The organism is Streptomyces sp. NPDC001502, assembly GCF_042894785.1.
GTDB classification, from domain to species: Bacteria; Actinomycetota; Actinomycetes; order Streptomycetales; family Streptomycetaceae; genus Streptomyces; species Streptomyces kutzneri.
On sequence record NZ_JBIAVW010000002.1, the window covers coordinates 286,705 to 301,427 of the forward strand.

13 protein-coding genes are annotated in these 14,723 nt (G+C 73.4%); 5 read left to right on the forward strand and 8 right to left on the reverse strand.

Going from position 1 to position 14,723, the window contains the following annotated elements:
* Positions 1-31 precede the first annotated feature (31 nt).
* Together ACFY0D_RS03680 and ACFY0D_RS03685 are read left to right on the forward strand one after the other, a co-directional pair.
* A complete protein-coding gene (locus ACFY0D_RS03680) occupies positions 32-700 on the forward strand; it encodes a response regulator (protein WP_390796764.1) in 669 nt (222 codons plus the stop codon).
* 151 nt (positions 701-851) lie between these two features.
* Positions 852-2,921: a SpoIIE family protein phosphatase gene (locus ACFY0D_RS03685; protein WP_390796765.1), complete on the forward strand. Its 2,070-nt coding sequence runs from the start codon at positions 852-854 to the stop codon at positions 2,919-2,921.
* A gap of 305 nt (positions 2,922-3,226) precedes the next feature.
* On the opposite strand, the gene ACFY0D_RS03690 is transcribed toward ACFY0D_RS03685, so the two are convergent.
* The 3 genes from ACFY0D_RS03690 to ACFY0D_RS03700 all read right to left on the reverse strand — a co-directional run bounded on the left by ACFY0D_RS03690 (position 3,227) and on the right by ACFY0D_RS03700 (position 6,729).
* Positions 3,227-5,185, reverse strand: a complete 1,959-nt coding sequence (locus ACFY0D_RS03690; protein ID WP_390796988.1) for an ABC transporter permease — start codon at positions 5,183-5,185, stop codon at positions 3,227-3,229.
* Between the two features lie 194 nt (positions 5,186-5,379).
* On the reverse strand, positions 5,380-6,174 hold the full coding sequence (gene modA, locus ACFY0D_RS03695) for a molybdate ABC transporter substrate-binding protein (protein WP_390796766.1): 795 nt from the start codon (positions 6,172-6,174) through the stop codon (positions 5,380-5,382).
* A gap of 159 nt (positions 6,175-6,333) precedes the next feature.
* On the reverse strand, positions 6,334-6,729 hold the full coding sequence (locus ACFY0D_RS03700; protein WP_375941978.1) for a molybdopterin-binding protein: 396 nt from the start codon (positions 6,727-6,729) through the stop codon (positions 6,334-6,336).
* A gap of 135 nt (positions 6,730-6,864) precedes the next feature.
* On the opposite strand from ACFY0D_RS03700, the gene ACFY0D_RS03705 reads away from it, so the two are divergent.
* Positions 6,865-7,269: an RNA-binding S4 domain-containing protein gene (locus ACFY0D_RS03705; protein ID WP_390796767.1), complete on the forward strand. Its 405-nt coding sequence runs from the start codon at positions 6,865-6,867 to the stop codon at positions 7,267-7,269.
* Positions 7,270-7,391: 122 nt separating this feature from the next.
* Here ACFY0D_RS03705 and ACFY0D_RS03710 read toward each other — a convergent pair whose 3' ends face one another.
* The 4 genes from ACFY0D_RS03710 to ACFY0D_RS03725 form a co-directional block, all read right to left on the reverse strand.
* Positions 7,392-7,847 (reverse strand): PTS-dependent dihydroxyacetone kinase phosphotransferase subunit DhaM, encoded by a 456-nt coding sequence (locus ACFY0D_RS03710; RefSeq protein WP_390796768.1) that lies wholly within the window; start codon positions 7,845-7,847, stop codon positions 7,392-7,394.
* Positions 7,844-8,458, reverse strand: a complete 615-nt coding sequence (gene dhaL / locus ACFY0D_RS03715) for a dihydroxyacetone kinase subunit DhaL (protein ID WP_382535298.1) — start codon at positions 8,456-8,458, stop codon at positions 7,844-7,846. The genes ACFY0D_RS03710 and dhaL overlap by 4 nt, the downstream gene beginning before the upstream one ends.
* 51 nt (positions 8,459-8,509) lie before the next feature.
* A complete protein-coding gene (gene dhaK, locus ACFY0D_RS03720; RefSeq protein ID WP_390796769.1) occupies positions 8,510-9,514 on the reverse strand; it encodes a dihydroxyacetone kinase subunit DhaK in 1,005 nt (334 codons plus the stop codon).
* Positions 9,515-9,939: 425 nt separating this feature from the next.
* A complete protein-coding gene (locus ACFY0D_RS03725) occupies positions 9,940-10,122 on the reverse strand; it encodes a hypothetical protein (protein WP_390796770.1) in 183 nt (60 codons plus the stop codon).
* Between the two features lie 190 nt (positions 10,123-10,312).
* Between ACFY0D_RS03725 and ACFY0D_RS03730 the strand changes: the two genes are divergently transcribed.
* Together ACFY0D_RS03730 and ACFY0D_RS03735 are read left to right on the forward strand one after the other, a co-directional pair.
* Positions 10,313-11,905: an FMN-binding glutamate synthase family protein gene (locus ACFY0D_RS03730; RefSeq protein WP_390796771.1), complete on the forward strand. Its 1,593-nt coding sequence runs from the start codon at positions 10,313-10,315 to the stop codon at positions 11,903-11,905.
* Positions 11,906-11,940: 35 nt separating this feature from the next.
* Complete coding sequence (locus tag ACFY0D_RS03735; RefSeq protein WP_390796772.1) at positions 11,941-13,668, forward strand: thiamine pyrophosphate-dependent enzyme; 1,728 nt, start codon at positions 11,941-11,943, stop codon at positions 13,666-13,668.
* Between the two features lie 45 nt (positions 13,669-13,713).
* Here the strand turns inward: ACFY0D_RS03735 and ACFY0D_RS03740 are convergent, their stop codons facing one another.
* Entirely contained in the window at positions 13,714-14,613 is a 900-nt protein-coding gene (locus tag ACFY0D_RS03740) for an NAD-dependent protein deacetylase (RefSeq protein WP_390796773.1), read from the reverse strand.
* Between the last annotated feature and the right edge of the window lie 110 nt (positions 14,614-14,723).

Below are 14,723 nucleotides of genomic sequence, written 5' to 3' on the forward strand. Positions count from 1 at the left end.
GAGACCACGAGACACGAAAGACGAGGCGCCGGTGATCCGCGTACTGCTGGTCGACGACGACGCGATCGTCCGGGCCGGGCTGCGCCTGATGCTGGGCGGCGCCCCGGACATCGAGCTGGTCGCGGAGGCCGCGGACGGGGCGGAGGTGCCCGCCCTGGTCGACGCGCACGGACCGCACCTGGTGCTGATGGACATCCGGATGCCCGGCGTCGACGGGCTGACCGCCACCGAGCGGCTCCGGGCGCGGCCGGGGGCCCCGGAGGTGCTGGTCCTGACCACCTTCCACACCGACGCGCACGTCCTGCGGGCGCTGCGGGCCGGAGCGGCCGGGTTCCTCCTCAAGGACACCCCGCCGCAGGAGATCGTGACGGCCATCCGCACGGTGGCCGCCGGGGATCCGGTGCTCTCCCCGGCCGTCACCCGCCGGCTCATCGACCAAGTGGCCGGCGACTTCGGCCAGGACGCCCGGGCGAATGCCGCCCGTGCCCGGCTGGCGCTGCTGGCCGGGCGCGAGCGGGAGGTGGCCCTGGCGGTCGGGCGGGGCCTGTCCAACGCGGAGATCGGACGGGAGCTCCACCTGGCGCTGCCCACGGTGAAGACCCACGTGTCCCGGATCCTGACCCGGCTCGACCTCAACAACCGGGTCCAGATCGCTTTGTTGGTCCATGACGCGACCCTGCCGGACAGCGGACAGGGCTGAACCGTCCGGCCGCCGGTTCCGCCGCTTCCGCGACCGTACCGGCGCCGACCGTGCCGCTTCGGGGGGCTCCCGCCGACGTGTCGGGCCGGGCACGGAGGGTGGCCGGACCTCCCGCAGGGACACCGGCGGGCGGGAGTGAGACCCTGGCTGCATGGCCCGTAGGGCAGAGAACCCCGACGTCGGCTGGCCCGCGCGGCCGGACACAAGCCTCGCGCTCAATCGCATGGGCACATTCGACTGGGACCTCGACAACGGTCGGATGCATCTCGATCCCACCGCCCTCGAGGTACTGGACCTGCGCCCGGACGAGTACGACGGAAGCCCCGGCGGGCTCCGGAGCCGTCTCGCGCCCGGTGAGGAGGCGCGGCTCGACACCCGGGTCGCGCAGGCGATCAAGGACGGCCGAAGCCACTACGGGGCCTACGTCCGCAGCCGCCGGCGCGACGGTTCGCCGTCCTGGACCCACATCCAGGGGCACATCCTGCGGGACCCGTCCGGCCGCCCGTACCGCGTCATCGGGATCCTCCGCGACGCCGCCCACGACCCCGGGGAGCCCGGCGCCGCCGGCGAGGAGATCGAGGGCCGGCGCCGGATGACCGGCGTCGTGGAGCGCACCACCGCCATCCTCGCCCACGCCCGCACCGTCAACGACGTGACCGACATCCTCAAGGACCCGCAGGCCCTCGGCCACCTCGGCGCCGTCAGCGTGATGCTGGGCGTCGTCGACGGCGGCCGCATCCACCTGGTCGCGGAGGGCCAGCTCGGCTCGTACGTGCCCGAGATCGAGTACACGCGGATCGACGCACAGCTCCCGATGAGCGAGGCCGTACGCACCATGCAGTCGGTCTTCCTCGTCTCCCGGGAGGAGTTCCAGCACCGCTACCCGGACCTGTGGCCGTACATCGAGCCGCTGTCCGTCCGCAGCGGTGTCTATCTCCCGCTGATCGCCCAGGGACGCCCCGTCGGGGCGCTCGGGCTGCTCTACACGCGGGACGGCGAATTCACCACCGAGGAGCGGAACCTGCTGATGGCGCTCGGCAGCGGGGTCGCGCAGAGCCTCCAGCGGGCCATCCTCTACGAGCAGGAGCACGACCTGGCCGAGGGACTCCAGCGGGCCATGCTGCCCCGCCGGATCCCCGACGTGCCGGGCGCGCGGATCGCCGTACGGTACCGGTCCGCGCGGATGGGCCGGGACATCGGCGGCGACTGGTACGACGTGGTCCCGCTCGGCGAGGGCCGGGTCGGGGTGATGATCGGCGACGTCGAGGGGCACGACACGGACGCGGCCGCCGTCATGGGGCAGCTGCGCATCGTGATGCGCGCCTACATCGTCGAGGGACACACGCCGGGCGCGGCGATGGCCCGGGCCTCGGCCTTCCTGCGCGACCTGGAGACGGAACGATTCGCCACCTGCACCTACGCCGAGGTGGACCTCACCACCGGAATGGCCCGCCTGGTCCGCGCCGGGCACCTCGACCCCGTCGTGCGGCGCGGCGACGGCAGCGTCCACCGGGTCCAGGTGGCCGGCGGGCTGCCGCTCGGCCTGCCGGCCCGCGACCAGCCGGGCACCGGCTCCGGCTACCCCGTCACCAGCCTCGAACTGCACCCCGGGGACACCCTGCTGCTGTGCACCGACGGCCTGATCGAACGCCCCGGCGCGGAGCCGGACTCCGGCATGCGGGAACTCCTGGCGGCGGTCCACAGCGGCCCGATCGACGTGGAAGAACTCGCCGACGTGCTGTGCGACCTGGTCGGCGACTCGGGCGGCGGGGACGACATGGCCATGCTCGTCCTGCGCCGCCGCGGCACTCCCACCCCGCGCGGAGGAGGGCCGCTGCAGCAGCGGCTGGAACCGGGTGACACGAAGGCCCCGGCGCTGGCCCGGCACCTGATCCGGGCGGCGGTGGCCGCCTGGGGTGCGCGGCACCGGGCCGACGAGATCGAACTGGCGGCGGACGAGCTGATGACCAATGCCCTGGTCCACACGGACGGCGGCGGCCACGTCAGCATGCGGCTCACGGCGCAGGGCCGGATCCGGATCGAGGTCGAGGACAGCAGCAGTGCCCTGCCGAGGCGGCGCGAGGCGGGCGACTGGGCGGTCTCGGGGCGCGGGCTGATGCTGGTGGACCGCCTCGCGGACGAGTGGGGCGTGGAGCCCCGGGGCGGCGGGAAGTGCGTGTGGTGCGAGTTCGCCCTCGCCGCCCCGGAGGACGCCGGCTGAGGGCCGGGCGCACCGGTCCGGACCGGGCAGGCACGCCCCCGGGAACCGTGGCCCGGGACGCGCGCCTCGGGTACCCGCGCCTCGGGTACCCGCGCCTCGGGTACCCGCGCCTCCGGGACGCGCGCCTCGGGTACCGCGCCTCGGGTACCGCGCCTCCGGGACCCGCGCCTCCGGGACGCGCGCCTCGGGTACCCGCGCCTCCGGGACGCGCGCCTCCGGGACGCGCGCCTCGGGGACCCTGCGGCCCGGGGATCCGGAGCCTTGGGATCGGATGCCTTGGGATCGGAAGCCCGGGACCCGTGCCGTCAGAGGCGTACCAGGGTGACCTCGGTGGCCTTCACGCTCGTCCACACATCGGCGCCCTCCACGATGCCCAGTTCGGCCGCCGCGTCGGGGGTGATCTCGGCGACCAGGTCGGGCGCGGCGGCCGAGGCGATCAGCACGCGCAGCCTGCTGCCGACCGCGGTGATCTCCCGTACGGTGCCCGGCCAGACGTTGCGCGGGCTGCCGCCCGGGCGGTCCCGGTGCACCGAGACCGCCTCCGGAGCGATGATCGCCAGGGCCTTCGCCCCCTCGGGCAGCGTCTCGGCGACCACCAGCCGGCCGCCCGCCGCGAGAGTGAGCCCGTCGGCCGACGCGGTGCCCGGCCAGGCATTGCGCCCCAGCATGCGGGCCACCCACGGGGAGCGCGGGTGCCGGGTCACCTCGGTGGGCGGCGCGTCCTGGAGGGCCCGGCCGTCGGCCAGTACGAGGACGCGGTCGGCGAGGGAGACGGCCTCGACGGGATCGTGGGTGACGATGAGGCAGACCCCGCCGAAGCCGGCCAGGTGGGTGCGCAGGGTGTGCCGGACGCGGGCCCGGGTGGTCTGGTCGAGTGCGGCCAGCGGTTCGTCCAGGAGGAGGAGCCGGGGGCGGGCGGCCAGCGCCCGGGCCAGCGCCACCCGTTGGGCCTGGCCGCCGGAGAGCTGGGCGGGCCTGCGGTCGGCGAGGTGCAGGACGCCGAGCCGGTTCAGCCAGGCCCGGGCTTCGCGGCGGGCCTCCGCGCGCGGCACCCCGCGGGCGCGCAGCCCGTACGCGGTGTTGGCCACGGCCGTCAGGTGCGGGAACAGCGCCCCGTCCTGCGGGACCCAGGCCACCTGGCGCTTGTGCGGGGGCAGGGCGGTGACGTCGGTGTCGCCGAGCCGCAGTGCGGCGTGGGCGCGCGGGGTGAGGCCGAGCAGGGCGCGCAGCAGGGTGGTCTTGCCGGCGCCGTTCTCGCCGACCACGGCGATGGTGGTGCCGGGTTCGGCGTCCAGGGTGAGCTCGTTGAAGCCGGTGACGGTGGCGTGCAGGGGCCAGCGGCCGCTGCCGCGGGGCGCCGTGGTGTCGTCGCCGCCGGTGGTGGTGGTGCCGTCGGTGGTGGTGGCGGCGGCGGTGCGGGCGTCGGACGAGGTGGGCGGCTCCTCGGGGACCGGCGCCGCAGCGGCCTCGCGGGCCACCGGGGTGCCCGTCCAGCGTCCGCGCAGGGCGATCAGTACGCCCATGGCGATCGCGAGCAGCAGCAGCGAGACGGAGGTGGCGGCCTCGGGCTTGTCCTGCAGCAGCAGGTACACCTGGAGCGGCAGGGTCTGGGTGGTGCCGGGCAGATTGCCGGCGAAGGTGATGGTCGCCCCGAACTCGCCCAGCGCGCGGGCCCACGTCAGCGCCGCGCCGGCGATCAGGCCGGGCGCGACCATGGGCAGGGTCACGGTGAAGAACACCCGGACCGGCGAGGCGCCGAGCGAGGCGGCGGTCTCCTCGTAGCTCTGCCTGAGACCGCCGAGGGCGCCTTCGAGGCTGATCACCAGGAAGGGCATGGCGACGAACGTGGCCGCGACGACGGCGCCCGAGGTGTGGAACGGCAGGGTGATCCCGAAGGTGCCTTCCAGCCAGGGCCCGAGCAGCCCGCGCCGGCCGAAGCCGAGGAGCAGGGCGACACCGCCTACGGTCGGCGGCAACACCATCGGGAGCAGGACGAGCGAGCGGACCAGGGCCTTGCCCTTGAACTCGACGCGAGCCAGCAGCCAGGCGAGCGGTACGCCGAGGAGCAGCGAGAGGACCAGGGCCCACAGGGACACCACGAGCGAGAGCTTCAGGGCCTCGACCACGCCGGGGCTGGTGAGGTGGGCGCCGAGCTCGCCCCACTGCGTGCGGACGAGGATGCCGATGAGCGGCAGCAACAGGAACGCGACGGCGAGCAGCGCGGGGAGCGCCAGGGCCAACGGGGGCCGGGTGCGGACGCGCATGCCGCTGCGCGTGCCGGTTCGGCTGCGGAGTCTGCTCATGGGGGGTTCCTGGCTGTTCCTGGCTGGGGTGTCGGCTGCGGGGGAAGCGTAGGCGGCCGGCGGCGGGTCCGGGGACCCTGCCGCGCGAACGCCGAGAGGGGCTGCCTGTCCCCCCGGTCCAGGCAGCCCCTCAGGGGGCGTGGGGCGTAGGGCGGTTACGCCTTCTGGAAGCCCGCGTCCTGGAGGATCTTCTGCGCCTCGGGGGTGCTCAGCCAGGCCACGAAGGCGGCCGCCTCCGTGGCGTTCTTGGACTGCTTCAGCGTGGCGGCCGGGTAGGAGGCCACGGCGTTCTGGTCGTCCGGGATCTCCACGGTGACGACCTTGTCGCCGGACTTGGCGGAGTCGGTCTTGTAGACGAGACCGGCGTCCGCCTCACCGAGCTCGACCTTGCTCAGCACGGCCCGGACGTTGGGCTCCTGGGAGACCGGCTTCACCTCGATCTTCTGGGCGTCGAGGATCTGCTTGCTGTAGCGGCCGACCGGGACCTCGGGCGCGGCGAGCACGACCTTGATCTTGGTGTCGGCGAGGTCCCTGAGCTCGTCGATCTTGAACGGGTTGGCCTTGCCGGCCGCGATGACCAGGCGGTTCTTGGCGATGACGGTGGCGTCGCCGGTCTCGGTCTTCAGCCCGTCCATGGTCTTGGTGTCGGCGGTGACCAGCGCGTCGGCCGGGGCGCCCTGCTTGACCTGGGCCGCGAGCTCCTGCGAGCCGGCGAAGGAGAAGGTGATCTTCGTGCCGGGGTGGGCCTTCTCGTACTCCGCACCCGCGGTCTTGAAGACGTCGGTGAGGGAGGAGGCGGCCAGCACCGTGAGGTTCACGGCCTTCGGCTCGGGGGTCGTGTCGGCAGCGGACTTCTTGTCGTCGCTCTTGCCGCACGCGGCCAGCGGTACGAGCAGGGCGGCGGTCAGCGCGGCGGCGGCGGTACGACGGCGGATCGTGATCGGGGACATGAGCAGATGCTCCTCGGTCGGGTCGGCGGCCGGCCTGGTGCCGGGGCCGCGCGGTGGTGACCCGCGCCGGTGACGGGCGGAGCGGGTGGGGACGTTCGGTCATGCCGAGCGGGTGGTGCGGGGGACCGTGGGGGTGGACGGCGGGCGGCGCCGTCCGGATCAGGTGCGGTCGATGTGCACGCTGGTGGACTTCACGCGGGCGGTGGCCTGCATGCCGACCTCCAGCCCGAGCTCCTCGACGGCCTCACGGGTGAGCAGGGAGACCAGGCGGTGGGGACCTGCCTGGATCTCGACCTGGGCGGCCACGTCGCCGAGTTTGACGGCCGTGACGATGCCGGGAAAGGCATTGCGCGCCGAGGTGTACGGTTCCCCGTCGTCGAGGTGGGCCCCCTGGCCCACCTCGACGGAGAACGCGGCCAGGTCGCGTCCGTCGATCAGGCGTCGGCCGCCTTCGTCGCGATGGGTCACGACCCGGCCGGCGTCGGCCCAGCGGCGGGCGGTGTCCGGGCTGACGCCCAGCAGACGCGCCGCCTGTCCGATGGTGTAGGACTGCATGGGCGACAACGTAGGGCCACTTGTGGCGCATTTGCAATTCTCTTGGCCTGATCTCCATGGCAGATGCCATACTTCTTGGCTCATCCGCCAAAACTCATTCCGTTCCGCCGTGCCCGGCTCGCTAAAGTCGGGGGCATGGCTGATGAGGGAACGGGCGCGGGAGCGGGCGCAGGGACGGGCACGGCGCGGGTCGACGCGTGGATCTGGTCCGTGCGCCTGACCAAGACCCGCTCGATCGCGGCGACCGCCTGCCGGGCGGGCCACGTGAAGGTCAACGGGGAGCGTGCCAAGCCGGCGCAGCCCGTGCGCGCGGGGGACGAGGTACGGCTCTTCCACGCGGGGCGCGAGCGGATCGTCGTCGTCAAGCGGCCCGTGTCCAAGCGGGTCGGCGCACCGGCCGCCGCCGAATGCCTGATCGACAACAGCCCGCCGCCGCCGACGCCCGTGGAGGCCGCCGTGGTCGGCATCCGCGACAGGGGAGCGGGCCGCCCGACGAAGCGCGAGCGCCGCGAGATCGAAGTCCTCCGCGGACGTCCGTAGAGGTCACCCCGCAAGGTCCCGGCCGGTCGGCCCGCCCGCGGCGCCCGCGGTCAGGCCTTCCTCCGGTCCAGGCCTTCCGGTCCAAGCTTTGCGGGCAGGCCTTGCGGGGCCAGGCCTTGCGGTCAGGCCTTGCGGTACGTGTACGCGTCGGCGGCGGACGCCGCGACCGCCGTCAGGGGCGCTCCGGTGGAGGCGGTCACCACCGCCGCCACCGCGCCCTCGACGAACGGCGCGTCCAACAGCTCCGACCCCGGCGGGAGTTCGTCCTCCAGCAGCAGGGCCTTCACCGTCAGCACCGAGCTCCCCAGGTCGGCCAGCAGGGCCACCCCGGCCCCCCGGTCCACCTCCCGGGCGGCCGCGAGGATCCGCTCCGTGCTCGTACCGAGCCCGCCGACGGCCGTGCCGCCCGCCGCGGCCACCGGGGCCACGGGTCCGCCGGCCGCCAGCTCGCGCGCCAGCTCCGCCACCGCCTCCGCGACCCGTGCGCTGTGCGACACCAGCACGATGCCGACCAGGGCCGGGCCGGAGCCGGAGTCGGAGCCGGAGTCGGCGCCGGGCACCGGGTGCTCGGCCGTCACCGCGCACCCGCCGATTCCGCCACGTCCGCCAGCGCCCCCAGCAACAGCGCGGATGAGGTCGCCCCCGGATCCTGGTGGCCGATGCTCCGCTCGCCCAGATAGCTGGCCCGCCCCTTGCGCGCCTGCATCGGCACCGTCGCCAGCGCCCCGTTCTCCGCCGCGCTCCCGGCCGCCCGGTACGACGTACCCAGCGCGGCCACCCCCGGCACCAGCGCGTCCAGCATCGTCTTGTCCCCCGGCGCCGCCCCGCCCAGCTGCGCCACCGCCCCGACCCCCTCGGACAGCGCCTCACGCAGCTCCGCGTCGGACACCTCGGCCGACTCGCCGAGCGCCTTGCCCGTGCGCCGCAGCAGCGTCCCGTACAGCGGCCCCGACGCCCCGCCGACCGTCGAGATCAGCGTCCTGCCGGCCAGCTGGAGGACCGCGCCGGGCGCCGCCGCCGTCGGCTCCGCCTCCAGGGCGGCGAGCACGGCCGTGAACCCCCGCAGCAGATTGCTCCCGTGGTCGGCGTCGCCGATGGGGGAGTCGAGCTCGGTCAGCCGGTCCGCCTCCCGCTCCACCGCGGCCGCGGCGGCCGCCATCCAGCGCCGGAAGAACTCTGCGTCACGCACCGGATCTCCTCGCCTCGCACCCGTCTGGCCAGTCCCACCGACACCATACGTTCACAGACCCCAGCGCAGCGCCGCGGTCCGGACGGGCGCGTCCCACAGCCGCAGCACCTCCTCGTCGGCCCGGCACAGCGTCACCGAACACCCCGCCATGTCCAGCGACGTGACGTAGTTGCCGACGAGCGCCCGCGCCACCGGCACACCGCGCTCGGCCAGCACCCGCGCCACCTCCGCGTGGAACCCGTACAGCTCCAGCAGGGGTGTCGCCCCCATCCCGTTGACCAGTGCCAGCACCGGCCCGTCGGCCGGACCGATCTGCGCCAGCTCCTCCAGCACGGCGCCCACCGCGACCTCCGCGATCTCCCGTGCCGACATCATCGGGCGCCGCTCCCGGCCCGGTTCGCCGTGGATGCCGATGCCCAACTCCAGCTCCCCGTCCGGCAGGTCGAAGGTCGGGCTGCCCTTCGCGGGGGTGGTGCACGCGCTCAGCGCCACCCCGAAGCTCCGGGAGCACTCGTCGACCCGCCGGGCGAGCGCGGCGACCCGCTCCAGCGGCGCCCCCTCCTCGGCGGCCGCCCCGGCGATCTTCTCGACGAACAGGGTGGCCCCGGTGCCGCGGCGCCCGGCGGTGAACAGGCTGTCGGTCACCGCGACATCGTCGTCGACCAGGACGCGCTCGATCCGCAGGCCGTCCTCCTCGGCGAGCTCGGCGGCCATCTCGAAGTTCAGCACGTCCCCGGTGTAGTTCTTGACGACGAACAGCACCCCCTGGCCGGAGTCGACCGCCGCGGCCGCCCGCACCATCTGGTCGGGCACCGGCGAGGTGAACACCTCCCCGGGACACGCGGCCGACAGCATCCCGTACCCCACGAACCCGGCGTGCAGCGGCTCGTGCCCGGACCCGCCCCCGGACACCACCCCGACCCGCCCGCCGGCCCGCGCGTCCCGCCGTACGACGACCCGCCGCTCCACGTCGACGTCCAGCTCGGGATGGGCGGCCGCCATCCCGCGCAGGGCGTCGGTGACCACGGTCTGCGGACTGTTGATCAGCATTCTCATGGGTATCTCCCGGTGCGGCTGACAGGTGACTCTCTGAGCGGTGTCTTCGCAGGTCAGAGTGCGTAGGTCTCAGTATTGATCCTGGCGGTACCCGGCGCCTGGCAGCGGGTTCCGGCGGTACCGATGCCGACCTCTGACCGGCTTCTGCGATGACCCGTCAGGTGCGATGCCGCCTTCACACCGCTTGCTCCGACGGTAGGGCAGCCCACCCCGCGGCGACAGGCAGCCGGTGGTCCCGGGCGTGGCACCGGGCTCACGTCCCGCCGCCGGTGCCGTGCTCACTGCACCGAGACTCCGGGGAAGCCACGCCGATCAGCAACACCACCGCGGTGGCCACCGGCAGGACCGGCATCCGCGGCGAGCACCAGATCGCGCCCGAGCGCCGCGCCGCGGGACCCCGCTCCGGCTTTCCCCTATGCCATGGGTCAGCGCCTACGGCTTCGGCCGCGGGCCGCCCACCCGTGGCCGATGCCGGCGATGTGGAGCGCGAGCGCGGCGAGACCGATCAGCATGAAGTTGGTGGAGCTGAACACTTCGTTGGTGCTGATGGTGGCGGCATTGATCAGGAAGGCGATGAAGAACAGCACTGCGGCGGTGATGCCGAGCATGTCCGTGCCCCTTTCGGTCGGTGACGGCCGTGTTCCCCGTGCGGGCCGGATCATGAGTGGCTGCTCCGGCAGGATCGCGCTGCGCCGTACGGGAGCAACTGCCCGCCCGGCTCGCGGAGAAAGAAGCCCCCGGATGCCCTGCCGCCCCCCGGGAACGCTTGGCGCGCGGCCGTCGGGACACAAGCGGGATGTGCTGAAGACACTTGCCCTGATCCTGCCCGGCGCCGCAGCGGCGCTTGCCGCGGTCGCCGCCGTCCTCCTCTCGCCCTGGTGGTGGGCCGTGGCCGTTCCGTTGCTGCTGCTCCTCCTGGTTGCCTCGTACGACCTCCTGCAACGCCGGCATTCCATCCTGCGGAACTACCCCCTGCTCGGTCACCTCCGGTTCGCTCTGGAGGCACTGCGGCCGGAGATCCAGCAGTACTTCATCGAGCGGAACATCGACGGCAGCCCCTTCGACCGCGACACCCGCAGCATCGTCTACGAGCGGGCCAAGGGCACCGACGCAGAGGAGCCGTTCGGCACCGAGCGCGACCTCCACCGGCCCGGCAGCGAATACCTCACCCCGTCCATGGCCCCGCACCCGGTACGGGCCGATCCGCCCCGGGTCCGGGTCGGCGGACCCGACTGCGCCGAGCCGTACGACATGTCCCTGCTCAACGTCTCGGCGATGAGCTTCGGCTCCCTGTCCGCCAACGCCGTCCTCGCCCTCAACACCGGGGCGCGGCTGGGCGGTTTCGCCCACGACACCGGAGAGGGCGGCGTGTCCGAGTACCACCTGCGCCCCGGCGGGGACCTCGTGTGGGAGATCGGCACCGGATACTTCGGGTGCCGTACCGAAGCCGGCGGCTTCGACGAGCGGCGGTTCGCCGACAGGGCCGCACACCCGCAGGTCAAGTGCGTGTCGCTGAAGATCAGTCAGGGCGCCAAGCCGGGCATCGGCGGCGTCCTGCCCGGTGCCAAGGTGAACGCGGAGATCGCGCAGGTGCGCGGTGTGCCGCAGGGGGAGACCGTCGTGTCGCCGCCCTTCCACCGCGTGTACTCCACCCCGCGCGAGCTGGTGCGCTTCCTGGCCCGCATGCGGGAACTCACCGGCGGCAAGCCCGTGGGGTTCAAGCTGTGCGTCGGCTCGCGCCGTGAGTTCCTCGCCGTGTGCAAGGCCATGCGGCAGGCGGACGTCACCCCCGACTTCATCGTCGTCGACGGGGCGGAGGGCGGCACGGGCGCGGCGCCCCTGGAGTTCGCCGACCACGTCGGCCTGCCGCTCGGCGACGGATTGATGACCGTCCACAACGCCCTCGTCGGCTCCGGCCTGCGCGACCGCATCCGGATCGGAGCCTCCGGAAAGGTCGCCACCGGCAGCGACCTCGTCAAACGCCTGGTCCAAGGCGCCGACTACACCAACTCGGCCCGCGCCATGATGTTCGCGATCGGCTGCATCCAGGCCCAGCGCTGCCACACCAACACCTGCCCCGTCGGGGTCGCCACCCAGGACGAGCGGCGCGCCCGGGCCCTGGACGTCGATGACAAGGCGCAGCGCGTACGGCGCTACCAGGAGGCGACCGTCAAGAGCGCGCTGCAGATCATGGCGGCCATGGGTGTCGACGACGCGCGCGGGCTACGCCCCCACATGCTGCTCCAGCGGGTGGACCCGCACACCGTCCGCTCGTACGCCGAACTCCACGCATGGCTCGCCCCCGGGGAACTGCTGGCATCGCCGCCCGAAAGCTGGGCAGCCGACTGGAAGGCGGCCGACCCCGACCGCTTCACCCACTCCACCCGCTGAACCGGCCGCTGAACCGGCAAACGAAGGGCAGTCCCGTGGCACGCACCGTCGCCCACGTCATCATCGACGCACTAGAGGAACTCGGCGTCCAGCACGTCTTCGGCGTCGTCGGAGACGCCCTGAACCCGCTGACCGACGCCATCCGCACATCCGCCGGCCTGAACTGGGTCGGCTGCCGGCACGAGGAGGCCGCGGCCTTCGCCGCCTCGGCGCAGTCCCAGCTCTCCGGGACCCTCGGGGTGTGCATGGGCACGGTGGGACCCGGATCCGTGCACCTGCTCAACGGCTTGTACGACGCCGCCAAGAGCCGCACGCCCGTCCTGGCCATCTGCGGCCAGGTCCCTCTCGCCGAGATCGGCAGCGACTACTTCCAGGAGGTCGACAACGACCTGCTCTTCCGCGACGTCGCCGTCCACCGGGCCACCGTCACCTCCCCGGACCAGATGCCGCGCCTGCTCGAATCGGCCGTACGCGCCGCCGTGACCCAGGGCGGAGTGGCCGTCCTGACCGTCCCCGGCGACCTGGGCGATCGGGAGCTGAGCGACGACAGGCCCACGCGGTTCGCCCTCGACCGCGCCGTCACCCGGCCCGACGACCCGGCCCTCGCCAGGGCCGCCGAGCTGCTGAACGCCGCGTCCCGGGTGACCCTCCTCGTCGGCCAGGGGGCCCGCGAGGCCCGTACCGAGGTCCTGCGGACCGCCGAACTGCTGGCGGCGCCCATGGTGCTCACGCTGAAGGCGAAGGAAGGCTTCGAGGACGACAACGCCTTCCAGGTGGGCCAGACCGGTCTCATCGGCAACCCCGCCGCCGCCCACGCGCTCGACAGCGGGGACGTGCTCTTCATGCTGGGGACCGACTTCCCCTACCGGGAGTGGTACCCGAAGGACGTCAAGGTGATCCAGGTCGACTCCCGTGAGGACCACCTGGGACGCCGGACCCCCGTGGACGTGGGCCTGGCCGGTGACGTCGGCGCCACGCTGCGGGCCCTGCTGCCGCTGTTGAAGGCGGTACCGGACCGTGCGCACCTCGACGACGCCCGGACGCGTTTCCTCCGCTGGCAGGAGGGACAGCAGCGGCTGGCCGACCCCGCGCACGAGCACCGCTGGACCGGGAAGCTGCGGGCCGTCCTGGACAACCCCGAGCACGCCATCCGTCCGGAGGCGCTGGCCGCGGCGGTGGACGCCCACGCCGACGCCGACGCCGTCTTCACCTCCGACACCGGCATGGCCACGGTCTGGCTCTCCCGCTTCGTCACCATGCGCGGCGACCGCCGCCTGATCGGCTCGTACAACCTCGGCTCGATGGCCAACGCCATGCCCCAGGCCCTCGGCGCCCAGCTGTGGGCGCCCGACCGGCAGATCGTCGCGCTGTGCGGGGACGGCGGGCTGAGCATGCTGCTCGGCGACCTCATGACCATCAAGACGTACAGGCTGCCGGTGAAGCTCGTCGTCTTCGACAACCGCCGCCTGGGCATGGTCAAGCTGGAACAGGAGCAGGCGGGCCTGCCCGAATTCGGCACGGAGCTCGACAACCCCGATTTCGCCGCGGTTGCCACGGCCCTCGGCCTGACGGGGATCCGGGTCACCGACCCGGCCGAGCTCCACGCAAGCGTGCGCCGCGCCTTCGAGACGCCGGGGCCGGTCCTGCTGGACGTGCTCACCAACCCGGAGGAAGTGGCCGTGCCCGGCAAACCGACTGTGGCCCAGGGCTGGGGATTCGCCGTGGCCAAGGCCAAGGAGCTCCTGCCGGGCCGCGAGAGCTGACGGCCCCCGTACGACGCTGGTGCTCGGGCACGGCAGGTCCCTGGTTCAGTCCGCCGTCCGGCCGTCGACGGGGATGTTCAGTCCGTCGGCGAGGGCGCTGAGGGTCGCCCCCAGGGGAAGTGCGACGCGGGTGGCGGCGTGCCGGTCGCCCCGGGTCGGGTCCCTGTTGACGATCAGTACGGGTTTTCCCGCCTGGGCTCCCTGGCGGACGAACCGGAGGCCGGACATCACCGTCAGCGAGGATCCGAGGACCAGGAGTGAGGTCGCCGCATCGACCAGTTCGCGGCAGCGCTCGACCCGGTTCGGGGGAACGCTTTCACCGAAGAACACCACGTCGGGTTTGAGGATGCCGCCGCACTCCGAGCAGGGCATGACGGTGAAGTCTCCGACCTGTTCGTCGGTGAGGTCGGCGTCACCGTCCGGATTCAGCCGGGCGGCCACGGGCTCGAATCCCGCATTGGCCTCTTCCAGCCGCCGGGCGAGTTCCCCGCGCGTGCCGGAGGCGCCGCAGGTAAGGCAGACGACCCGGTTCAGACTTCCATGGAGTTCCACCACGTCCTTGCTCCCGGCGGCCTGGTGCAGGCCGTCGACGTTCTGGGTGATCACCGCCGAGAGCAGGCCGTGCCGCTCGAACGCGGTCACGGCCCGGTGCCCGGCGTTGGGCCGGGCGCGGCCGAAGGTGCGCCAGCCCAGGTGACTGCGTGCCCAGTAGCGGCGCCGGGCGTCGATGCTCCTGGTGAATTCCTGGTAGGTCATCGGGGTGTGCCGGCGCAGGCTTCCGCCCTCGCCCCGGTAGTCGGGGATGCCCGACTCCGTGGAAAGGCCCGCCCCGCTGAGCACCAGCACGCCGCCGGTCCTCAGCGCGTCGGCGACCGGCTCGGGATCCGTGGTGCCCGGCCGCAGGTCCTCGGTGGGGGTCCAGCTCAGAGTGGGGCGCGTACGCATGCAGCCAGCGTACGGAAGGGGCCTGGCACCGGCACAGGACCGTGCCCCCCGTGTGGTCACGTACGACCGGCCTGCCCCGAGGACGGCGCTCCGTCACTCGGCACCCGCAC

Bases quoted from the DNA above. Each gene is read 5' to 3' on its own strand.
- dhaK (WP_390796769.1), bottom strand. From the start codon at position 9,514: ATGAGAATGCTGATCAACAGTCCGCAGACCGTGGTCACCGACGCCCTG.
- ACFY0D_RS03700 (WP_375941978.1), bottom strand. From the start codon at position 6,729: ATGCAGTCCTACACCATCGGACAGGCGGCGCGTCTGCTGGGCGTCAGC.
- ACFY0D_RS03725 (WP_390796770.1), bottom strand. From the start codon at position 10,122: ATGCTCGGCATCACCGCCGCAGTGCTGTTCTTCATCGCCTTCCTGATC.
- ACFY0D_RS03685 (WP_390796765.1), top strand. From the start codon at position 852: ATGGCCCGTAGGGCAGAGAACCCCGACGTCGGCTGGCCCGCGCGGCCG.
- ACFY0D_RS03740 (WP_390796773.1), bottom strand. From the start codon at position 14,613: ATGCGTACGCGCCCCACTCTGAGCTGGACCCCCACCGAGGACCTGCGG.
- ACFY0D_RS03705 (WP_390796767.1), top strand. From the start codon at position 6,865: ATGGCTGATGAGGGAACGGGCGCGGGAGCGGGCGCAGGGACGGGCACG.
- ACFY0D_RS03690 (WP_390796988.1), bottom strand. From the start codon at position 5,185: ATGCGCGTCCGCACCCGGCCCCCGTTGGCCCTGGCGCTCCCCGCGCTG.
- modA (WP_390796766.1), bottom strand. From the start codon at position 6,174: ATGTCCCCGATCACGATCCGCCGTCGTACCGCCGCCGCCGCGCTGACC.